Here is a 20,941-nt window from a genome sequence, read left to right on the forward strand (position 1 = left end):
CGGTAATATAAAAAAACTCATCAATATTCACGCCATTAATTTATCCCTTAAACAGAAGAGCCCGGCAAAAAAAACGCCGCACAATCCGTACGGCGTATCTTAAGTCCAATCTGTCTTTACCTAATACCAATCTTACAGTCAAATCCTTTTATGGTCAGTTTGCAGTTTGTAATCAGCAGCCGGCAGTACTGATATTCTTCCCCTTGACCACCAACTGCCAACTACAAACTGCTAACTTATTTCCATCCTCCTCCCAGGGAGCGGTACAGCTCTACGCTGGCGCTCAGTTGCTGCCTTACCACATCGGCGCGGGTCAGTTGCGCCTGCAGGGCATTGCTCTGGGCAGTGATCACTTCCAGGTAGTTGGCCAGGCCGCTGCGGAACAGCATGCGGGCCTGCTGAATGGCTACCTGCAGGGTCTCTACCTGGTCGGTAGCTATCTGGCGCCGGGTCTGCAGCTTGTCCAGCGTCACCAGGGCGTTGCTCACTTCCCCGATGGCGTTCAGCGCCTGCTGGCGGAAACGGATGGCCGCTTCTTCCCGCGCTATCTTTGCCACTTCCAACTGCGTTTTAAGCTGGCGGCGCTGGAATACCGGCTGTGTGAGGCCGCCGGCTACCGTACCGAACAGGGAGTTGATATCAAACCAATTGGAAAACTTGTAGGAATTCAGCCCGCCGGTACCGGTGATCGTCAGCGACGGGTACATGCTGGCCTGCGCCACGCCTACCTGTGCATTGGCGGCTACCAGCTCCATTTCTGCCGACCGCACGTCCGGGCGCTTGCTGATCAGCTCTGCCGGCACGCCGGTGGAGAGGTGATCCCACATGCGGATCTCTTCCAGCGTAGTGCTGCGTGTAACCGTGTCCGGTAACTGGCCTGCCAGTATTTTCAGGGCATTTTCCTGTATGGCGATGCCCTGCTCCAACTGGGGCACCAGCAAAGCGGCCGTCTGCTGCTGTGCGATGGCCTGCTGCACGGCCAGTTGCGTAACATCGCCGGCGGCTTTCTGCAACTGTATCATCTGTACGATGGAATCGCTCAGCGCTACATTGTACTTAGCTATCTGCAACTGCTCATCGAGCATCAGCAGGTTATAGTAGCTGTTGGCTACATTGGCCACGATCTCCGTTTGCACGGCGCGGGCGCCTTCATAGCTCTGCAGGTAGCTGGCCAGGGCCGCTTCCTTTTGTCGCTTTATCTTTCCCCATACGTCTATTTCCCAGGAAAGGTTGGCCGCCAGCGTATAGTCCTCAATGTGAGAGGCTCCCAAAAAGGTGCTCAGGCTGATGCCGTTCAGGCTGTTCTTGGAGGGAGAGGTGGTATTGGCCGTGGCCTGCAGGCCCAGTGAGGGCAGCCAGGCTACCTTGGCCTGCTTTACGTATTCCTGCGCGCTTTCTATGCGCTTTAACGCCAACTGCAGGTCGTAGTTACCTTTCAGCGTACTGTCTATCAACGCCACCAGGGTGGGGTCCTGAAAGAACTGCCTCCACTCCACACCTGCAATGCTGCTGTCGGATGGCGCCGTTGCAGGGCTATTGAAATGTTCCGGCAGTGCCAGGGCAGGCCGCTCATAATTGCGACCCACCCGGCAAGCTGCCAGCACTACAACTATCGGCAGAAAGATTTGAATGAATAATTTCTTTTGCATCTTTACTATTCAGATTAAGTTAGATTATGTCTATAAAGCCACTTCTTCTTCCATCTCTTCCTCATACACCCTCAAGCCGGCGCGGCCTGTTATTTTCTCCTGTAAATACTGGAAAATAACGTACAGCACAGGGATGATAAACACACCCAGGATCACACCGGTAAGCATGCCACCGATAGCGCTGTATCCAATAGAGTGGTTACCAATGGCCGATCCTTCCTGTACAAATACCAGGGGTATCAAACCTACAATGAAGGCAAAGGAGGTCATCAGGATGGGACGAAGCCTTGCCCTGGAACCGGCCAGCGCCGACTCCACCAGGCCCATACCGTTGCGTCGCCGCTGCACGGCAAACTCCACGATCAGGATGGCGTTCTTGGCCAGCAACCCTATCAGCATGATCATACCTATCTGCACATAGATGTTATTATCCAGGCCGGCAAAACCGATGAAGGCAAATACCCCCAGGATACCGGTTGGTATGGTCAGGATAACAGCCAGCGGCAACACGTAGCTTTCATACTGCGCTGCCAGCAGGAAGTACACGAACACAATGCTGAGCAGGAAGATATAGGTCTGCTGGTTACCTGCGCTGATCTCCTCGCGGGTGGCGCCGGTCCATTCATACCCGTAATCTTTGGGCAGGGCCTGTTTTGCCGTTTCCTCAATGGCCTTAATGGCGTCCCCGGTACTGTAACCCGGTGCGGGCGTACCGTTGATGGTAACGGCGTTGAACAGGTTGTTACGGGTTACCGTTTCAGGGCCATATACACGTTTCAGGGTCACCAGTGATTTCACCGGCACCATCTGGTCCTGGTTATTCTTCACATAAATACCGTCGAGCGATTTAACATCGTTACGATAAGGCACATCGGCCTGCGCGATCACGCGATAGTACTTTCCAAAGCGGTTAAAATCCGAAACATAGCTGCTGCCGTAGTATATCTGCAAGGTCTGCATCAGGTTGCTGATAGCTACGCCCAACTGCTTGGCTTTAAAATTATCCACTTCCACCTGGTATTGCGGGTTGCCGGCAGAAAAGGTAGTAAAGGCCGCACCGATCTCTTTTCTTTGCATCAGCGCGCCGATGAAGCCCCATGCGTTATTGCCCAACTGGTCCAGGGGACCGCCCCGCCGGTCCTGCAGCATGAACTCAAAACCGCTCACGTTACCAAAGCCCTGCACGGTGGGGAAGGTGAAGAAGAAGGCGCTGGCGTCCTTCAACTGGCTCGCCGGCCCGTACATCATGCCGGTGATCTGGTCAATCCCTTTTACGGGACCTCTTTCATGCTTGTCTTTCAGCCGTATAAAACCTGCGGCATAAGGTGATGCGGCGGCATTGCTGATAAAGTTGAAACCGTCCACCGTCCATATATGTTGCACCGCGGCGTTCTGCCCCAGCATACCATTCAAGGTTTCGGTAGATTTATGGGTCCTGTCCAGGGAACTGCCAGGCGGCGTGTTCAACGCATATAATATAAAGCTCTGATCTTCCGTAGGGATGAAGCCCGTAGGCGTTCTCTTGGCCAGTAAGAAGGCGCCTGCCGTGATAATGACCAGGAGGCCGATGGCAATCCATTTACGGCGCACCAGGAAGCCCAGGCTCCTCACATAGCGGTTGGTCATCGCCCTGAACGCAGTGTTAAAGGCGTTAAAGAACCGGCTTCCAAATCCTGTTTTCTTACCGTGACCGTTGCCTTCTTCCCCATGCTCATTTTTCAGGAACAACGCACACAAAGCGGGGCTCAGGGTCAGGGCGTTCACGGCTGAAATAAGGATGGCAATGGCCAGCGTGAAGGCAAACTGCCGGTAGAACACGCCTGCCGGGCCCTGCATAAAGCCAACGGGTATAAATACCGCGGACATCACCAGGGTAATGGATATGATAGCGCCTGATATTTCGTCCATTGATTTAAGGGTAGCCTTTCTTGCCGGCCAGCGTGTTTGCTCCATTTTGGCATGCACAGCTTCCACCACCACGATCGCATCATCCACCACGATACCGATGGCCAGCACCAGCGCGAACAGGGTAAGCAGGTTGATACTGAAACCAAACAACTGCAGGAAGAAGAAGGTACCCACAATGGCTACCGGCACCGCTATGGCGGGGATCAATGTAGAACGGAAATCCTGCAGGAATATGAACACTACCAGGAACACCAGCACAAATGCGATCACCAGCGTTTCACGCACCTGGTATATGGAAGCGTCCAGGAAGTCCTTGGCGTTGTACATGATCTCGGTCTTCACCCCCTTGGGCAGGGAGGCCCTGAAATCCACCAGCAGGTCTTCGATCTGTTCAAGTATCTCGTTGGCGTTGGAGCCTGCTGTCTGGATAATGGCAAAACCGGCAGCGGGCTTCCCGTCCAGCAGGTTATTGGCGCCATAGGACAGGGAACCGAACTCTATGCGGGCCACGTCTTTCAGGCGCAGCATAGACCCGTCGCTGTTTGCTTTTACCACGATATTCTCGTAGTCCTCTCCCACGTTCAACTTTCCCTTATACTTCAGCACGTACTCAAAGGTTTCCTGGCTGCTTTCACCCAAACGGCCCGGGGCCGCTTCTATATTCTGGTCCCTGATCGCGTCCAGCACATCCTGCGGCGCCAGGTTGTTGGCAGCCAGGCGATCGGGTTTTAACCAGATACGCATGGAATAATCCTTGGCGCCAAAGATCTGCGCCTGTGCCACGCCCGGTACACGCTGTATCTGCGGGATCAGGTTGATCTTGATATAGTTCTGCAGGAACTTTTCATCGTATTGCTTAGGGTCTTCACTATACAAACCCATGAACATGATGAAGCCGTTCTGCACCTTTTGCGTGCTGATACCCGCTGTTACTACTTCTGTGGGCAACTGGCTGGTGGCTTTGGACACCCGGTTCTGCACGTTTACCGCGGCAATATCCGGATCGGTTCCCTGTTTGAAAAAAACCGTCAGCACCATGCTACCGTCGTTACTGGAGTTGGAGGTCATATAGGTCATATTCTCCACGCCATTCACCGCTTCTTCTATCGGGTTAGCCACCGAGCGGGCCACTACCTCGGCGTTGGCCCCGGGGTAGGAAGCGGTAACCGTTACGCTGGGCGGCGCAATGTCCGGGAACAAGGTAACCGGCAAGGCCCAGTAAGATATAAGGCCCAGTAATAGCAGCAGGATGGACACTACCGTAGAAAGAACCGGCCTTAATATAAATCTTCTTAACATGATAAGTTCACTTTTTAGATTGCAAGTAAAATCGATTTCCGCACGTTATACTTTACGGGTAAAGTATAGCCTGCCACTTACAATGGTTTTGACTTGAGCACACTATCCGCCGATACCGGCTGAGGCGTAATAACAGCGCCGTCTTTTAAACTGCCGGTGCCGGATAAAACAATTTTTTCACCTGCTTTCAATCCGTCGCTTACAAAGTAGTAGTTGGTTGTTTGCCCGGCAATGCTGATAGGCCTGCTGGCTACTTTATTGCTGTCAGCTACCGTATACACAAACACTTTGTCCTGTATCTCGAAGGTGGCTTCCTGCGGTATCTTGATGGCGGAGTCGATGGGCTGTACCAGCCTTATGGTGCCTGTATTACCGGTGCGCAGTATGCCGCCGGCATTGGGAAACGTAGCACGGAAGCTGATAGCGCCGGTTGTTTTATCAAACTGCCCCTCTATCGTTTCTATTTTGCCTTTCTGGGCAAAGGTGCTGTTGTCTGCCAGTATCAGCTCTACGGGCGGTACCTGTTTTAATTTCTCCTCGATCGTTTTGCCGGCAAATTTGTTCCCGAATGCAATAAAATCCGCCTCGCTCATCGCGAAGTAAGCGTACATTTCCCGTACATCGGAAAGCAGGGTGAGCGGCTCGGCATCGCTGTTGCTTACCAGGCTACCTATTTTATAAGGTATTCTTCCAATGTAGCCGCTTACCGGTGCAGTGACCAGGGTATAACCTACATTGATCTGGGCGCCGCCTACTGCCGCTTTAGCCTGGGCTACGGCAGCTTTGGCTGCTTCATAGTTGGCCTTTGCCGTCTTTAACTGCACATCGGAAACAACGTTATTGTCCACCAGGGGGGCCAGGCGGTCTACTTCCACCTGGGCGCGTTCCAGGTTGGCCTGGGCAGCAAGCACGTTGGATTTAGCGCTGTTCAGTTGCTCGGCGTATACCTTGGGATCTATTTTAAACAAAGGCTGACCTGCTTTTACATAGGCGCCTTCATCTACAAATATCCTTTCCAGGTAACCGGATACCTGCGGGCGCACTTCCACATTCACCTTTCCTTCCAGCGAAGCAGGAAATTCCAGGTAAGTGGTGGCCGGCGCCGGGGTAACCGACATAACAGGCAATTGCGGGGGCTGCGGCGGCGGTGCGCCTGCCTGGTTTGAACCACAGCTATATAGCAATACTGCCAGTAAACTTAAAACGGCTGATCTCATAACTATACCGGATTTACTATAGTTATAAAGAAAGCCATAAGGCCTGTGAGTGTTCATTGTTTTCAAAAATGGTTTCATCGTGTAGTGTTTATTTTTTAAGGTCTCACGCAACCACTCCGCCTGTGGACGGATCGGTTCCATGTGTTATAGTGTTATGTTGTTTATGACGATCCAACCCCTGCATCCAGGACACAATGGTCCCATTTACTTTCTCAAGCAGCAGAAGGTGTAGTTTTAGTGACAGTTATCGGGTAGTAGTTTTAACAGAAATGGCCAAGAGTAATGTGACATGGCTCGCACCCATCTTGCGTACCTTATACGGAATTGTATGCTATTTTGTTACAGGTCCGCGGGTATGTGTTCTTAAATTTTCATATTAGTATAAATCTTATGCAAAGGTAATAAAGGCCCAGACGATTAATATTTAACAAATTACGGTATTAATTGTACTTTTCACGGATACTCCGCTGGAACATCACGGGTGTTTGCCCGGTATGTTTCTTAAAAAACCGGTTAAAGTACGCATCATCTTCAAAATTCAGTTGCCAGGCGATCTCCTTTACGGACAGCTCTCCCCAGAACAGCAGGCGCTTGGCTTCCATGATCCGTTTTTCGTCAATTACCTGTTTGGCGGTCTTCCCTACCGTTGCCTTGATCGTATCATTCAGGTGCCCTGGCGTTACGTGCATCATATCCGCGTAATTGGCCACCTGCGTCTTATCCCGGAAGTGCTGGTCAGACAGCTCGTTGAACTGCCGTACCATGCGGTTCTGCGCGGTATCCACCAGTTGCATGTAGGCCACATTGTGCTGCGGTAGGCGTGCGCAGGCCATGATCAGGGCATTGAGCAGGTTGCGGACAATGCTTTCGCGCAGGGGGCGTATGTTGCCGTACTCCTTTAATATCAGCCCGGCAAAGTTCACCAGCTCCTGCATCTGCGCTTCCTTTACGGGGATGGCCCGTTTGTAGAAAACGCAGGCCCAGCAGTTCAGCATTCCCTGTGATTCGGCCAGCAGGAAATCCTTGTCAAAATGAATGAACACCGCCTCATGGGCTGCCCGCTCCTCCCCATGCTGGTGCACCTGGTCCGGCGCCAGCAGGATCACCGCCGGCGCGGTCACGGTATATTTCTCAAAGTCAATATACTGTGTCACCTGGCCGGATAGCAGCAGGGTGATGGTAAAGCCGGTATGCCGGTGCGGCTGCTGCACGGATGGCCAGTACGCAGAACGGCCAATGCTAAACCCCTCGATCGCGTTTGAACCGGGTAAATGCTTATTAAGATCAACAACGGGTATTAACACATTGTTCTTCATGCGACATCATTTTGAGTGGTAAATAAGCAGGCAGCGTTGATAAAGGCGGCTTTTCACTACGGTTTAGTACAGAACACTCACATCATTTCCGCAAAGCTAAAATCTTCCTGCCAGCATTTATAAATAATTTATTATTAAATTCCACTAGATAAGTATTTAGTCAGCTAACGATCAGGACAAATTTTTGAGCACCTGCATCATCAGCCGTTTCAGCAGCAGCCTTTCCTCGGTAGATAAATTGGCTACTGTTTCCTTTTCCAGCTCCTCCCACATCTTTTCGGTGACGCTTTCCACGGCTTTCTTCCCCTTTTCCGTGAGATATACCCTTACGGAGCGCTGATCGGCCATGCAGCGGATCTTTTTCAGGAAGCCATTCTTCTCCAGGCGCTCCACGGTCCGTGTTACAGTGACGGCGGATACGCACATGCCGCAGGTCAGCTCGTTCAGCGTAATTCCCTCCTGCTGGTGGATCTGCTGCAGGAGCAGCTCCTGCCCCGCATGCAGGTCAAGGGTGGCCAGCAGCTCATTCGCCCGGTTCCGGTGCGCTTTGCAGATCCGCGATAGTAAATAGCTCACCGTTTCATTCACCGGTATCTTATTCATCACATTTATCAGTTTTTTTGATTTCGTACTTGGAACGGCTTGATGGCTGATCTACAACACATTATGCAACCCTGCCCCGTTTTTACGGAGTAAAAGTAGAAATAATTAGCCAGCTAAACAAGTGGGTGTGCAAAAAAAACGGCAGGCCCCGGGGAAGATCAGGACTTATTCCGCCCGCAGGCTTTTTACCGGGTCGGCCAGTGCGGCTTTAACAGATTGGAAGCTTACCGTGATCAACGTAATGGAGAGCGCCAGTAAGGCGGCTACAATAAATACATCCGGCCCCAGCGCAATGCGGTACTCATACTGCTGCAGCCAGTGCTGTAAAAAGTACAGGGCCGCAGGCGTGGCCACACAGCAACTGATCAGCACCAGCCAGAGGAAATCTTTGGACAGCAGCACCCATACCTGGGCCACGGAAGCGCCCAGCACTTTCCGCACCCCTATTTCCTTGGTGCGCTGCTCTGCCACGAAAGCCGCCAGGCCAAACAGGCCCAGGCAGGATATGAGAATGGCCAGCACGGCCAGGATGCCGGACAGGCGCCCCATCAGCAGCTCCTGCCGGAACTTGCCGCTGTACTGCACGTCCGCAAAATCATAGGTGTAGGGAAAAGCGGGGCTGTACCTGCCAAATATTTTTGAGAGCTTTTCAACAGCGGTATGCGGCTGTACGGCCGGCGACAAACGGTACATCACAAAATTATCAGGTACTGCGCCAGCCACGAACATGGTGGGATCCGCGCCGGTAAAAGGCGATGCCATCAGGGCATCTTTAACCACGCCGATTACCCGGTATTGGCTTTCATCCCAGGTAATCACCTGGTTGACCGGATCTTTGAGCCGGAGCCTTTTAACGGCGGCTTCATTGAAGATCACATCCAGGGAATCTGTTTTGTAATTGCCGGTAAAATCCCGCCCGCTTAACAACTGCATGCCCATGGTGCGGAAATAATCGGCGCGGGTTTTTATAATGCCCATTTCCACGGTCTCATCCGGGTACTTACCGGGCCACTGGTCTATATTGGAATGCCATTCGATCCAGGTAGCGGGGCTGGAGGCACTGGTAACGGACGTTACCAGCCCGCTTTGCAGCAATTCATCTTTCAGGGCCGTATAATTGTTGTAAAGGTCCTTGTTTGTATTGGTCACCATCAGCCGGTTGATCGCGTAACCGGCAGGACGGTCCTTTGCATGCTGCACCTGGCGGTACACCACCAGGGTGCAAATGATAAGCGCTACCGAGCAGCTAAACTGCACCACCACCAGCACCTTGCGGGAAAAAGCGGCGGAACGGCCGGACTGCGCCGCCCCTTTCAGTGTTTTTACCGGGTGAAAGGAGGACAGGTAGAAAGCCGGGCGGGCGCCGGCCATGCACCCGATCAGCAGCATGGCTCCCAGCATCAGCCCCCAGAAAACAGTGTTAAAAAAGGGAATGGCAATAGCACTGCCGGTAAGGCTGTTGAAAGCAGGCAAGGCCAGTTGCACCATGATAATGGCCAGCACAAATGCGATACCCGCAAACAGGAAAGATTCTGTAAGGAACTGCAATACCAGGGACCGGCGTTGCGAGCCGATGGCTTTACGGATGCCCACTTCCCTGCCCCGTTTTGCAGAGCGCGCCGTAGTGAGGTTGATAAAGTTGATACAGGCGATCAGCAGCACCAGCACCCCCACCACGCTGAATATCCGTATATATTCGATAAAACCGCCGGACTCTTCCCCATTCTTGTAGTTGTTATGCAGGTGCAGCCGGTCAAAGCGCTGCAGGATCACATCGGAGTTTTGTGCGTGCAGGTTGTCCTCGCTTTTCTCAATGCCCTTTATTTTACGCGCCACCTGTGCATAGCTAACGCCCGCTTTCAGCTTTACGAACTGCTGGAAGCTATTCCAGCTAAAGGAGCCGTTGCGCGCATTCTTTACCCAGTCCCTGGTCTGCTCGTAATAGCTGAAAGGCACCAGGTACTTAAACTGGAAGGTGGAACCGGCCGGCAGGTCTTTGAGGATGCCGGTCACCTTCAGGTCATGCAGGTTATCTATCCGGACAATTTTGCCTACCGCATTTTCATTACCGAATAATGCCCGAGCGGCGGTTTGTGTGAGCACAATGGAAAAGGGCTCCCGCAACACGCCGGCCGCCGTGCCTTCCAGCAGCGGGAAACCGAATATTTTCAGGAAGTCGCCGCCGGCCATGGCGCCGGGCAGGTATAGCTTGCGGTCACCGACCTTTAGCCCGTGGGGCCCCATCCAGTCCGTTTCCGCCAGGTATTCAATTTCAGGGATCGTGTTCCGCAGCGCATCCGCAAGTTTCAGGGAAGTGGTGCTGAAAGTGAGGATATCCCCGTTGCTGTTATAGTTCCGCTTTACCTGGTACAGGCGCTCATGATCGGGCAGGAAGCGGTCGTAGGTGCATTCCTGGTATACCCATAAAGCGATCAGCAGGGCCACTGCCATACCGGTGGCCAGCCCCAGGATATTGATCGCACTGTATATCTTATTATTGACGAGGTTACGCCAGGCAATTTTCAGGTAGTTGGAGAACATGCGCCGTTTTTATGTTTACAGCTCCCGTACCAAGAGGATGCCAGACAAATACAGCATTAATAATCAACCCATTAAACATCCGGCGCCCCGGCCTACTGTCCGCTTCCGGTCATGGCTGTTCGTTTTTAAAACAACCGGATGCCCGTTATTCCACCACCTTGGGTCTTTCCTGTACCACTACCAGGTCTGCCAGCTTCACATTCATGGGAAGGTTACCGATCTTTACAATGGCCCTTTTGTCGCGGATCTCCAGCAGCTTGCCTACCTGGTTATTGCTCAGGATCTTTACCTGGTCGCCCACCCTGGCGTCGCCGCCTACTTCCAGGAACTTTTCCTGCACTTTCTTTTCCTGCCGTTCATTGATCTGTTTTTCGCGCTTGCGGAACAAAAGGGCTTCCGCCTGCTTCATTACTTTCTGCTTGTCGTCTGTGCGCTTCCATTCCACCAGTATCTGCTTCATTTTGCGCTCCATGTCCTTCAGGTACCGCAGCTCTTCTTCCCGTATTTTGTTCTGCAGCTTCAGCAGGGACTGCTGCTGGTGCAGGCGCTCCTTGTCAGACAGTATCTCATATTCTTTTTTGAGGCGCTCGTTCTCTTTGATCAGCTTCTGCAGCTCTTTTTCTTTCTGCTCTATTTTCTGCAGGTCCTGTTCCGCCTTGTTCAGCAGCTTATCCAGCCGGAAATGCCCTTCATCCACCAGCTTGCGCGCACGGTTGATCAGGTGCTGGTCCAGCCCGATGCGCTGGGCAATGGAAAAAGTGTAGGAGCTGCCCGGCTTGCCCACCATTAATTTATACATGGGCAGCAGGTGCTCTTCGTCAAATCCCATAGCCCCGTTGATGATGCCCTTTACCTTGTTGGCCATCACCTTCAGGTTGAGGTAGTGGGTGGTGACAATGCCATAAGCATGTTTCCTGGCCAGCTCCTCCATGATCACTTCTGCAAAAGCTCCGCCCAGGTTGGGATCGGAACCGCTTCCCAGCTCGTCGATGAAGAACAGCGTTTTGCCGTTGGCGTTCTCCATGAAATACTTCATATTCTTGAGGTGGGAACTGTAGGTGCTCAGCTCAAATTCCAGGGACTGCGTATCGCCGATGTGTATCATGAGCTGCCGGAAAATACCCAACTGGGAAGAAGGATGCACCGGCACCAGCAAGCCTGCCTGCAGCATCAACTGTATAAGGCCGGCGGTTTTTAGCGTAACGGTCTTGCCCCCGGCATTAGGCCCGCTGATTACCAGGATGTGGTGCTCCTTGTTGAGGGTAAGGCTGACCGGTATGGTAGGCTTGTTGTTCTTACGGTTATAGAGCAGCAGCAGCGGGTGGTAGGCTTCTACCAGGTGCAGTTGGGAATGCGGCGTGATCATGGGATAGTTGCCATCCATGTCCAGCGCCAGCCGCGCTTTGGCGCGTATGAAATCGTACAGCCCCAGGATGTCGTGATAATTGCCCAGCAGGGGCCCGTAGGCGCCCAGGTTTGTGGTAAGGGTTTTGAGGATGCGGTATACTTCCTTCTGCTCCTCCCGCTCCAGGGCAAACACCTCGTTATTGATCTCGATGGTCTCCTCCGGCTCTATGAACGCGGTTTTGCGGGTATCGGACTCGCCGTGCAGGATACCTTTCACCATGCGCTTGTGCTCTGCAAAAATAGCTACCACGCGCCGGGTGTTCAGGAAGGCTTCCTCGATGTCGGCCAGGTAGCCCTGCTTGTTCAGCTTTTGCAGGATACGGTCAAATACACGGCGCAGCTCCGTCCGCTTCCGGAACAACTGCATGCGTATTTTAGCCAGCTCGGGCGTGGCATTGTCGCGCACCTGCCCGGCCTCGTCCAGCACCTCGTCTATCAGGGCGGTGATCTTTTTCTCGTAGTGGGTATGAGCAATAACGCCGTGCAGGCCGGCATAGGTTACCCGCCGGTCGCTGTCAAAAAAACGGAAAATGCTGTGCATGCTCTCCGCCAGCCGGCGGAGCTGCATGAACTGGTCCTCTTTCAGCACGGCCCCCTGTATACTCAGTAAACGCAGCTCTCCTTTGAGGTTGAGCACTGCATCGTTGGGAAAATGTTCTTGCAGTAATACCAGTTGTTTGTACTCATGGGCCTGTTGCAAAGCAGTTCTCACATAATCAATATGGGTGTGCAGCCGCAATTCCGCTGCCATCTGCTTGCCCATCTCGGTTTTACAATGCTCCTCCAGCAAAGACTGTATCTTGTCAAACTCCAGTTGTACTAAGGCCGAATCAGGAAAATATTTCATCTGTTGTTAAAATCATTTCAGCGGTCAGGTGGCGCCGCACACGCAAGTGCCCGGTTTCACCTGGTTAAACGTAAAAGAATGTTAAAGTTACTTAACTTGTCAATCCAAAGCATGGAAATGATCGAAGTTTGGGGTGGCGCCCGCTTCAGTATATCATATATTGATATGCTAAAACATTCATTATTAATCTGTTTGAACGCGGCAAACAGAAAAAGTACCTGGTGATATGGAAGCGAATAACAACACTACATTTGAAAAGGCCACCTTTGGCGGCGGCTGTTTCTGGTGCACGGAAGCCCAGTTCCAATACCTGGACGGGGTGGTAAAAGTGGCATCCGGCTACTCCGGCGGCACGGTGGCCCACCCTACCTACGAGGAGGTATGCACCGGCAGTACCGGCCATGCGGAAGTGATACAGGTAACCTATGATCCTGCCAAAATAAGCTATGAAGAGCTGCTGGAAGCGTTCTGGCAAAGTCATGATCCCACCCAGTTAAACCGGCAGGGCAACGACGTGGGCACCCAGTACCGCTCCGTGATCTTCTATCATAGTGAAGACCAGCGCCAAAAAGCAGAACATTATAAACAAAAGCTGCAGGATTCCGGCGTTTTTGATCGGCCGGTCGTGACGGAAATATCCCCGCTGGAAAATTTTTACGTGGCGGAGGACTACCACCAGGACTACTACAGCCAGAACGGCTCCCAGCCGTACTGCTACTATGTGATACGCCCCAAGCTGGAGAAGTTTAAAAAGGTGTTCAGGGAGAAGCTGAAGCATGATGCGCAGTAAATGCCGGCCATGCTGCTTAATGCTGAACTTCCCGTTAACCGCTGATTCACTTTTTAATCCTTCCTGAAAGTTTAACTTGCCGCCTTCTTCAGAAAATTGCTGACCCTGTTTGTCCCGGAAAAAATATTTGGAAACAATTAACCTATAGCTTAATTTTGAAAAGGAAATGTTTTATATACAGGTCGTCGCCTGATATGAAAAAGCATATCTGCATTGATGTTGAGAATGCAAACGAGATCCTGGCTTATATTAACCGGGATGAACGGCACAAGAAAAAATTCAATTATATCATTGCACTGATATTGAGCAATAAAAAGATCAGTGAGCTATATGATAAGGAAGACATCTCGGACAACTGTAAAGCTGTAACCGCCATGAAGTTCTTTAAAGGGCAGGAAAACGACAGGCTCTATTGCAAGGAACTACGGGGCAGGAACGGTACCTTTTACATCGTTACAGCGGAATTACTGGAAAAGAAAAAAGATACCAAGGTCAGGAACGGAAAGACCAAAAATATTATTACAAAAGTCGCATCCTACGAATATGAAATCATCAGACCTGAAAACACTGAAAGCGAACTTTGACAATGCGCTGGCCTTTTCTTCCGAAGAAGAAGCCATGCAGCACCAGGCCCATATGCTGGCATTCTGCTTCCTGAGCGAAGTAGAGAGATACCAGCAAATGCAGGGCCTGAACAGAAAAATGCTGGCAGAAAAGATCAACACCTCCGCCAGCTACATTACCCAACTATTCAGAGGGGATAAATTACCGAACCTGGAAATCCTCGCTAAAATGCAAAAAGCCCTGAACATCCAGTTCCAGGTTACTGCCCGGCCGGTAAAACAGGACCCGCCCCCTTCCCGCCCGCGCTCCGCCAAAAAAGCCGCCTCATCCTTCCCCGCTAAAAATCGTGCATAAAAGCCAGAAAATCCCTAACTTATAGGCCGAAAACCAGCTATTCCGCGTTAAAAAAACTGATATCATTATGCTTGAGCAGTCAACAACAACTGAAAGCATCAACAGCGCTATTGAAGAAAAAACTATCGAGATCTGTCTGCACAAAGGCATGTTACAGGGCATTAAATACTACTGGCACCAGAAACATCAGCAAACCGGTATCAAGTACTCCCTGCGCCTTGCAAAAGCCAATGTAGAAGCATTATTGACCGCCCGCGGGTTGATCAATGCCGTAAAAAAGCCAAAGACACAGGGCTGGGTTATTATCGCCATTATCCTGCTGAGTATTGCCGTAGCTATTTATTTTTATTTCAGGACGCATTAACCGATCCTGACGGAGGTCATGGTCAATGACCCCAAAACCACCTTATCATTGAAGAACACAGGTGATTCGCCCTTTTCCTGCAATGCCAGCGCATACAGCAGGGGATAGTAATGGTCCGGCGTGGGAATGGCCAGCCGGGCGGCGCTGCCCAGCTTTTCATAGTCGATCAGCGCCCGGTGATTGCCATCCCTGATATGCTGTTTGAACAGCTCGTTCATTTCGGCAGACCAGTCATAGGCAAACTCCGGGGTATCCATTTTGTCCCAGGCCACCATGCCCAGGTTGTGCACCATGTTGCCGCTGCCCAGGATCAGCACCCCTTTCCGGCGCAGGGCGGACAGCTCCCTGGCCAGCTCATAGTGGTATTGTGGCGATTGATGATAGTCAATGCTCAGTTGCAGTACCGGTATGGCGGCATCGGGGTACATGTGGCGCACCACCGTCCAGGCCCCGTGATCCAGGCCCCAGTCATGGTCCAGGCCTACGGTTGTTTTACGGACCAGTTGCTGCGTGGCTTTTGCCAGTTCCGGGTGGCCGGGCGCGGGGTATTGCACCTGGTGCAACTCCGGGGGGAAGCCGCCAAAATCATGTATGGTCCTGGGATGCTCCATGGCAGTAATATGCGTGCCCCTGGTAAGCCAGTGGGCCGATACTACCAGCACGGCGGCCGGTGCTGGTATCTCCCGGCCCATCTGCGCCCAGTTCCGGCTGAACGTGTTGTCCTCAATACCATTCATCGGGGAGCCATGACCGATAAACAATACCGGCATTTTCCCTTCCCGTTCGTCCAGCCCGTCTGTAAAGCGCCGGAATGATCCTCGTGTTATCATAGCAGTATCTCCTCCCGCAATTTTAAATATTCTTTTGTACATTTCCGTCATGCAATCCAACTCCTTCCTGCTGTACGGCGCTTATGGCTATACCGGTGAGCTCATTGCGCGATATGCCGCCCAGTACAATTTACAACCTGTGCTCGCCGGCAGGCGGGAAGCGGCCCTGGCGGCCCTGGCCGGCAAACTGCATCTTCCCTACATAGCGCTGGACCTGGATAATGCCCCTGCCCTGCAGGAGGCCCTCCACCAGGTAAAAGTGGTGGTGCATGCCGCCGGCCCCTATGATTTTACTGCCCGCCAGATGATAACAGCCTGCCTGCAAACCGGCACCCATTATATAGACCTGAATGGCGACCCGGACATTTTTGAAATGATCCGGCAATATGATGCGGCCGCCCAAGCAGCGGGCGTTATGCTGCTGCCCGGCGCCGGCTTTGACGTGGTGCCCACGGACTGCCTGGCCCTCTTCCTCAAGAAGGCGATGCCGGCTGCTACCCGCCTACAACTTGCCTTTACCATACTGGGCAGCACCCTTTCCCATGGCACGGCCATCAACACCCTGCAGAAACTGGGCGACCCGGGCGCTGCGCGGATCAATGGCGCCATTGTGCGCGAGCCGGTGGGGCAAGAAGGCATGTGGGTGGATTTCGGGGTAAAAAGAATGTTTACCTGCAGCCTGCCTTGGGGCGATGTAGCGACCGCTTTTTACAGCACCGGCATTCCCAACATCCGTTCTTACACAACGATGCCGCTGGCCGCATTCTGGCTGCTGAAGATACAATCCCTGTTCAACTGGCTGCTACGCAAACCGGGCGTGCGCAATTTCCTGAAAAAGCAGGTAAAACGCCGTCCCGCCGGACCGGATGACAACATGCGGAGCAGGGCGGTAAGCCTCGTATGGGGCCGGGTAACGGACGCGCAGGGCCACACTGTTACGGCCAGGCTGCGCACTCCGGAAGCCTATGATGTAACGGCCTACGCCGTGCTGCACATCACCCGGAAAATACTGGAAGGCCATTTTACAGCAGGTTACCAGACACCGGCCACCGCCTACGGGGAAGACCTGGTGACGGAGCTGCCCAATGTGCACCGGGAACTGGTATAGTATGTTCCTGCCCGTTATAGCAGCCGCGCACCGGCTGTGCCTGCCGCCTGTAAAAGAGGCTTGACAGGAGACCCGAAATCCATTATCTTCACGAACAGTATCAGCCTGATTCCACACCTGTAAATCCTGAAACAATGACATCCACCTCCCGCAGAGACCTGCTCAAAACACTGGCCCTTGGCAGTGGAGCCCTTCTCCTTTCCCCTCATTCCCTGCTGTCTGCCATACCCTACCGGAAAGATCGCCTCGGCGTGGCGCTGGTAGGCCTCGGCTACTACAGCACCGACCTGCTGGCCCCTGCGCTGCAGCAAACGAAGCACTGCTACCTGGCCGGCATTGTTACCGGTACCCCTTCCAAAGCGGAAGCCTGGAAAAAGCAATACGACATCCCGGACAAGAATATCTATAACTACGACAACTTTGACCAGATAGCCAACAACCCGGACATTGACGTGGTATACGTGGTGCTGCCTCCCTCCATGCACAAGGAATATTCCATCCGTGCCGCCAACGCCGGCAAGCATGTATGGTGCGAAAAACCGATGGCGCTCACTGCGCAGGAATGCCAGGAAATGATAGACGCCTGCCGTAAGAACAAGCGGCTGCTGGCCATTGGCTACCGCCTGCAGCACGAGCCCAATACGCAGGAGTACCGCCGTATAGTACGGGAGCAACTGCTGGGCAAGGTAAAGCACGTAAACTGCGCGGCGGGCTACCGCGACAACCGCACAGACCACTGGAAGCAGAAAAAGGAAATGGGCGGCGGCGTATTGTACGACATGGGCGTATATTCCATACAGGGCGCCCGCCTGGGCACCAATATGGAACCGGTAGCCGTGGTGCGCGCCAAAACATCCACTACCCGCCCGCACATCTACAAGAACGGGCTAGACGAGACCACCGAAGCCACGCTGGAATTTCCCGGCGGCGTAACAGCCGATATCAAAACCAGCTTCGGGGAGAACGTCAACTTCCTGGACATTACCTGCGAAAAAGGCACGATCAAAATGGCGCCCTACTCCGCCTATGCCGGTGTACGGGGCAGCAGCCCGCTGGGCGAGATCAACCACCCCTATTCCGTGCCCTGGCAGCAGGCCAAACAGATGGACGACGATGCCCTGTCCATTATGCAAGGCAAGCCCATGCTGGTGCCCGGCGAGGAAGGATTGCGCGATATCCGCATCGTGGAGGCCATCTACAAATCCGCCCGCACCGGCCAAAGGGTAGCGCTTTAGCCGCGGATCATCACTTCCCGCACCTCTACATTACCTCCCATTTCCTGGATGGGACAGTCCTTTGTCAGCTCAAAGGCTTCCTCCAGCGAGGCGGCTTTTATAATAATGAACCCGCACACGCATTCCTTGCTCTCCGTGTAAGGCCCGTCTGTCACTACGTCGCCGGGCTTTCTTGTTTTGCCCTTCGCCAACAGCCGGTGGCCGGGGTGCGACAACCGCTGCCGCGCCGCCAGGTCATTGATCCAGTGCTCCCACTTTTTTTCCAGGGCCGCCATTTCCCCGTCAGGCATCTGCGACTCCGGGTAATTAGATCTGAAAAGCAACATAAAGTCCTGCATGATTACGTGAATTTTGATCGTTACAACCGAATGACGGTCCACCGCCCCCGGATCAGACAAAAAAAAGCTAAAAAGTTAGCAAACCGCTATTCCGGCAATTATCTTTGTAAGCGGCATCCATCAACCAAAGCATTGCCAACTGCAAAACAGTAACCATGACCCAGTTGCCTGAAAGGTTACCGGCACTTTCTTCCGGTATTGTCCTGATATGTTTAACCATGCTTTTCTCCTGTAGCAAGCAAGATGATACCAGTCCCGGGCAGGGGCAGACCTTGCAGGAAGATTTTGACGCGCCATCCGCCATATGGAGGGAAGGCGACAGTGGTAACGGCGCCTGCTTTACCCGGAATGGCTGGCTGGTGATCAGCTATAATACCGGCGCCATGGGCACTTACCACATATGGGCAGACGCGCCGCTGTTCCCCGCGCCGCAAAGCACCCGCAGCCTGGAGATACGAATGCGCCATAGCGCCGGCCATCCCGATGATACCGGCACGCTCCTGTTCTCCTACGCCAATCCGTCCAACTACGTAGCCTTTTCACTTGGCCAGGACGGCTACCGCGTTTTCCAGGTGGTGAACGGGCAAACGGTGAACATCGTAACCTGGACTTCCTCCCCAGCCATTCACAGCCAGCTTAACGAGGAAAATACACTACAGGTAAAACTGGCGGGCGACAAACTGCAGTATTTCATTAACGGCAGGAAGGTAACCGAAATAAATGCGGGGGAAATGATGACCCTGGACCGGATCGGTTTCCAGTTGTACAAGGCCAGCACCACTACCACCAACACGGTGTACGAGGTGGATTATATCAGGGCGTCCATGTAAGGGCTTGCATCGTCCACCGCTATCAACAGAGAGCATGAGCGGAATCGAACCGCTGTTAAATAGTTTTGCAGACTATTCCCTATACCAACATTGGGTACATGCTCATAAACAAAACGCCCGACTGGTACTACCAATCGGGCGCTTCACTGCGTTTTATCTCATCAATATCACATGATAGTCCGATTGATACCCTGTGGATACCAACAAGAACGATTATATGACATTACTGCTTTCACTACTTGCTTAAATTTTTGTGATCCAGTCAGGAACACAATATTTTCAGAAACACTAATAAAATCAACGGTTTACAGGTGTAAGCGGTTTTGTTAACCTTATTGCTAACCTTGAATTGGTTAGGTCCCTGTAATGTTAAGAACTATGATACTCGAAAATAGGAAATAATTTTATTCAGGCGTATTAACATTTAAATTTTTCCTTTCACCCGCCCGGATTCTCGTACAGCCAGCTATGTTTTGGTAATCCCAAAACGCCGGCTCACCTCATCCGCCTGCCGGCGGATTCGTGAATAATAAACCGGGGCGCTGCCTCCGCGCCCCCTTCCCCCGGCGTTGGGGTCCCAAACAATTTGGGGGCTTGCGTTGTCTGTGAATTCGCCTCTAAATGCGAATAGCAAGATGGAGTATTGTCTACAACACGGCCTATTCGTCCTTACAGGTCACACCCAAGAACTATACTATACAATAGAGGGCGTATCCCTCTGAAGTGTTATAAAAAACTTAAAGGTAGTCCCCCGGCTTTGGCTGTATGCCATGATTTCACCTCCTAACGCCATTACACACAGCTTGCTGATATATAGACCTAATCCCATCCCTACCCGGCCTTTTTCCAACTGTCGGAAAGGCTGAAACAACAGATGAATCTTATCCTCTGCAATCCCTTTCCCCTGGTCCGTGACTTCAAAACACACATGGCTATTTCCCATAGGGTAAACATACAACTCCACATCTGTATTTAAGGGAGCAGCTTTAACGGCATTGTTAACCAGATTACCCAAGACCTGCCCCAACTTTACAGCGTCCGTAACAAAATATTCCGGTACACCATCACTAACATTTACATTAATCTTAATATCTTTAGACCGTGCAATTACTTCCAAAGGCCGGATAACTGGCTGCAACCATTCCCTAAACAAGAAACGGGTATGAACGGGGTGAAGCGCTAAATTTCCATGATCAAATTTTGCCGTGTCCACCATGTTGTCTAATACCTGCATCACATTATAGCTGGCAGCGTGTATCTGGGAAAAATGCACGGTCTGCATATCTGCATCCATTTTCCTTTCCTTCAGCAAGGCCCCACTAGTTGTCCATATCCCTGCTATCTGTGAGTGGATCTCGTGAGCGAGTAACCCTAAAAAGGTGTGCATTGCCTGAACTTCATTTGGGTGAATAGGCTCTAGGGGACGGTTCATCATATTGCCCATAATGAGAAATTTTGCGTTACACGATAGTGTTCCCATTAAGAAAAATGTTCAGGAACACTAAGGTTATTGGCAAATGGGCCGTTACCGGAAGTGTATAAAAAAGACGCAGGGCCCAACTTGCCGACTAGAGGGCTAGCACACCCCGGATACGAACAAGAAGAGCGCCCGCGCCGTAACGCGAGCACCGCCCTTATCTTCTCGTATCCAATCGAAAGTGCTAGTTTCTAGTCGAGAATCTAAGCGCAAGTACTTCAAATATTGTAGAAGACTGCGAAAATAGTGTGTTTTTACTAATGC

General features: G+C 52.3%; 17 protein-coding genes and 1 tRNA gene. 7 read left to right on the forward strand and 11 right to left on the reverse strand.

Going from position 1 to position 20,941, the window contains the following annotated elements; genetic code table 11:
• Nucleotides 1-236 precede the first annotated feature (236 nt).
• From LX66_RS22895 to LX66_RS22925, 7 genes are all read right to left on the reverse strand, one after another.
• Nucleotides 237-1,649, reverse strand: a complete 1,413-nt coding sequence (locus tag LX66_RS22895) for an efflux transporter outer membrane subunit (RefSeq protein WP_145717806.1) — start codon at nucleotides 1,647-1,649, stop codon at nucleotides 237-239.
• Nucleotides 1,650-1,679: 30 nt separating this feature from the next.
• Entirely contained in the window at nucleotides 1,680-4,856 is a 3,177-nt protein-coding gene (locus tag LX66_RS22900) for an efflux RND transporter permease subunit (protein WP_145717807.1), read from the reverse strand.
• A 77-nt stretch (nucleotides 4,857-4,933) separates the two neighbouring features.
• Nucleotides 4,934-6,073: an efflux RND transporter periplasmic adaptor subunit gene (locus tag LX66_RS22905; RefSeq protein WP_145717808.1), complete on the reverse strand. Its 1,140-nt coding sequence runs from the start codon at nucleotides 6,071-6,073 to the stop codon at nucleotides 4,934-4,936.
• Nucleotides 6,074-6,513: 440 nt separating this feature from the next.
• Nucleotides 6,514-7,389: a helix-turn-helix domain-containing protein gene (locus LX66_RS22910; RefSeq protein ID WP_145717809.1), complete on the reverse strand. Its 876-nt coding sequence runs from the start codon at nucleotides 7,387-7,389 to the stop codon at nucleotides 6,514-6,516.
• Nucleotides 7,390-7,560: 171 nt separating this feature from the next.
• Entirely contained in the window at nucleotides 7,561-7,992 is a 432-nt protein-coding gene (locus LX66_RS22915; RefSeq protein WP_145717810.1) for a MarR family winged helix-turn-helix transcriptional regulator, read from the reverse strand.
• 165 nt (nucleotides 7,993-8,157) lie between these two features.
• Nucleotides 8,158-10,533 (reverse strand): ABC transporter permease, encoded by a 2,376-nt coding sequence (locus LX66_RS22920; protein WP_145717812.1) that lies wholly within the window; start codon nucleotides 10,531-10,533, stop codon nucleotides 8,158-8,160.
• A gap of 145 nt (nucleotides 10,534-10,678) precedes the next feature.
• The gene (locus LX66_RS22925; protein ID WP_145717813.1) at nucleotides 10,679-12,787 is read right to left on the reverse strand and encodes an endonuclease MutS2; all 2,109 of its coding nucleotides are present in this window, start codon (nucleotides 12,785-12,787) and stop codon (nucleotides 10,679-10,681) included.
• A 226-nt stretch (nucleotides 12,788-13,013) separates the two neighbouring features.
• On the opposite strand from LX66_RS22925, the gene msrA reads away from it, so the two are divergent.
• The 4 genes from msrA (at nucleotide 13,014) to LX66_RS22945 (ending at nucleotide 14,859) form a co-directional block, all read left to right on the forward strand.
• A complete protein-coding gene (msrA, locus tag LX66_RS22930; RefSeq protein ID WP_145717814.1) occupies nucleotides 13,014-13,577 on the forward strand; it encodes a peptide-methionine (S)-S-oxide reductase MsrA in 564 nt (187 codons plus the stop codon).
• Nucleotides 13,578-13,771: 194 nt separating this feature from the next.
• A complete protein-coding gene (locus LX66_RS22935) occupies nucleotides 13,772-14,161 on the forward strand; it encodes a hypothetical protein (RefSeq protein WP_145717815.1) in 390 nt (129 codons plus the stop codon).
• The gene (locus LX66_RS22940; RefSeq protein WP_145717816.1) at nucleotides 14,121-14,495 is read left to right on the forward strand and encodes a helix-turn-helix domain-containing protein; all 375 of its coding nucleotides are present in this window, start codon (nucleotides 14,121-14,123) and stop codon (nucleotides 14,493-14,495) included. The genes LX66_RS22935 and LX66_RS22940 overlap by 41 nt, the downstream gene beginning before the upstream one ends.
• A gap of 67 nt (nucleotides 14,496-14,562) precedes the next feature.
• Nucleotides 14,563-14,859 carry a hypothetical protein gene (locus LX66_RS22945; protein WP_145717817.1) on the forward strand — a complete coding sequence of 99 codons (297 nt, stop codon included), beginning with the start codon at nucleotides 14,563-14,565 and terminating at the stop codon, nucleotides 14,857-14,859.
• On the opposite strand, the gene ygiD is transcribed toward LX66_RS22945, so the two are convergent.
• Nucleotides 14,856-15,689, reverse strand: coding sequence for a 4,5-DOPA-extradiol-dioxygenase (ygiD, locus tag LX66_RS22950; protein ID WP_145717818.1), 834 nt, complete (start codon nucleotides 15,687-15,689; stop codon nucleotides 14,856-14,858). The genes LX66_RS22945 and ygiD overlap by 4 nt on opposite strands.
• Nucleotides 15,690-15,738: 49 nt before the next feature.
• Here ygiD and LX66_RS22955 point away from each other — a divergent pair, with 49 nt between their 5' ends.
• Both LX66_RS22955 and LX66_RS22960 read left to right on the forward strand, forming a co-directional pair.
• Nucleotides 15,739-16,797, forward strand: coding sequence for a saccharopine dehydrogenase family protein (locus LX66_RS22955; protein ID WP_145717820.1), 1,059 nt, complete (start codon nucleotides 15,739-15,741; stop codon nucleotides 16,795-16,797).
• 134 nt (nucleotides 16,798-16,931) lie between these two features.
• Entirely contained in the window at nucleotides 16,932-18,032 is a 1,101-nt protein-coding gene (locus LX66_RS22960) for a Gfo/Idh/MocA family protein (RefSeq protein WP_145717821.1), read from the forward strand.
• On the opposite strand, the gene LX66_RS22965 is transcribed toward LX66_RS22960, so the two are convergent.
• Nucleotides 18,029-18,370, reverse strand: coding sequence for a YciI family protein (locus LX66_RS22965; protein WP_145717822.1), 342 nt, complete (start codon nucleotides 18,368-18,370; stop codon nucleotides 18,029-18,031). The two genes, LX66_RS22960 and LX66_RS22965, sit on opposite strands and share 4 nt — an antisense overlap.
• Nucleotides 18,371-18,588: 218 nt before the next feature.
• Between LX66_RS22965 and LX66_RS22970 the strand changes: the two genes are divergently transcribed.
• Nucleotides 18,589-19,200, forward strand: a complete 612-nt coding sequence (locus tag LX66_RS22970) for a hypothetical protein (RefSeq protein WP_145717823.1) — start codon at nucleotides 18,589-18,591, stop codon at nucleotides 19,198-19,200.
• A 29-nt stretch (nucleotides 19,201-19,229) separates the two neighbouring features.
• On the opposite strand, the gene LX66_RS22975 is transcribed toward LX66_RS22970, so the two are convergent.
• Nucleotides 19,230-19,304 (reverse strand) — tRNA-Cys (locus LX66_RS22975).
• 590 nt (nucleotides 19,305-19,894) lie between these two features.
• On the reverse strand, nucleotides 19,895-20,644 hold the full coding sequence (locus LX66_RS22980) for a sensor histidine kinase (RefSeq protein ID WP_158642722.1): 750 nt from the start codon (nucleotides 20,642-20,644) through the stop codon (nucleotides 19,895-19,897).
• Between the last annotated feature and the right edge of the window lie 297 nt (nucleotides 20,645-20,941).

It is taken from the genome of Chitinophaga japonensis (genome assembly GCF_007830125.1).
Lineage (GTDB): Bacteria > Bacteroidota > Bacteroidia > Chitinophagales > Chitinophagaceae > Chitinophaga > Chitinophaga japonensis.

What these genes read in the sequence shown, in the direction of transcription:
- LX66_RS22945 (WP_145717817.1), top strand. Translation starts at nt 14,563, where the DNA reads ATGCTTGAGCAGTCAACAACAACTGAAAGCATCAACAGCGCTATTGAA.
- LX66_RS22980 (WP_158642722.1), bottom strand. Translation starts at nt 20,644, where the DNA reads ATGGGCAATATGATGAACCGTCCCCTAGAGCCTATTCACCCAAATGAA.
- LX66_RS22910 (WP_145717809.1), bottom strand. Translation starts at nt 7,389, where the DNA reads ATGAAGAACAATGTGTTAATACCCGTTGTTGATCTTAATAAGCATTTA.
- ygiD (WP_145717818.1), bottom strand. Translation starts at nt 15,689, where the DNA reads ATGATAACACGAGGATCATTCCGGCGCTTTACAGACGGGCTGGACGAA.
- LX66_RS22925 (WP_145717813.1), bottom strand. Translation starts at nt 12,787, where the DNA reads ATGAAATATTTTCCTGATTCGGCCTTAGTACAACTGGAGTTTGACAAG.
- LX66_RS22905 (WP_145717808.1), bottom strand. Translation starts at nt 6,073, where the DNA reads ATGAGATCAGCCGTTTTAAGTTTACTGGCAGTATTGCTATATAGCTGT.
- msrA (WP_145717814.1), top strand. Translation starts at nt 13,014, where the DNA reads ATGGAAGCGAATAACAACACTACATTTGAAAAGGCCACCTTTGGCGGC.
- LX66_RS22935 (WP_145717815.1), top strand. Translation starts at nt 13,772, where the DNA reads ATGAAAAAGCATATCTGCATTGATGTTGAGAATGCAAACGAGATCCTG.
- LX66_RS22920 (WP_145717812.1), bottom strand. Translation starts at nt 10,533, where the DNA reads ATGTTCTCCAACTACCTGAAAATTGCCTGGCGTAACCTCGTCAATAAT.
- LX66_RS22965 (WP_145717822.1), bottom strand. Translation starts at nt 18,370, where the DNA reads ATGCAGGACTTTATGTTGCTTTTCAGATCTAATTACCCGGAGTCGCAG.
- LX66_RS22900 (WP_145717807.1), bottom strand. Translation starts at nt 4,856, where the DNA reads ATGTTAAGAAGATTTATATTAAGGCCGGTTCTTTCTACGGTAGTGTCC.
- LX66_RS22895 (WP_145717806.1), bottom strand. Translation starts at nt 1,649, where the DNA reads ATGCAAAAGAAATTATTCATTCAAATCTTTCTGCCGATAGTTGTAGTG.
- LX66_RS22960 (WP_145717821.1), top strand. Translation starts at nt 16,932, where the DNA reads ATGACATCCACCTCCCGCAGAGACCTGCTCAAAACACTGGCCCTTGGC.
- LX66_RS22955 (WP_145717820.1), top strand. Translation starts at nt 15,739, where the DNA reads ATGCAATCCAACTCCTTCCTGCTGTACGGCGCTTATGGCTATACCGGT.
- LX66_RS22915 (WP_145717810.1), bottom strand. Translation starts at nt 7,992, where the DNA reads ATGAATAAGATACCGGTGAATGAAACGGTGAGCTATTTACTATCGCGG.
- LX66_RS22940 (WP_145717816.1), top strand. Translation starts at nt 14,121, where the DNA reads ATGAAATCATCAGACCTGAAAACACTGAAAGCGAACTTTGACAATGCG.
- LX66_RS22970 (WP_145717823.1), top strand. Translation starts at nt 18,589, where the DNA reads ATGCTTTTCTCCTGTAGCAAGCAAGATGATACCAGTCCCGGGCAGGGG.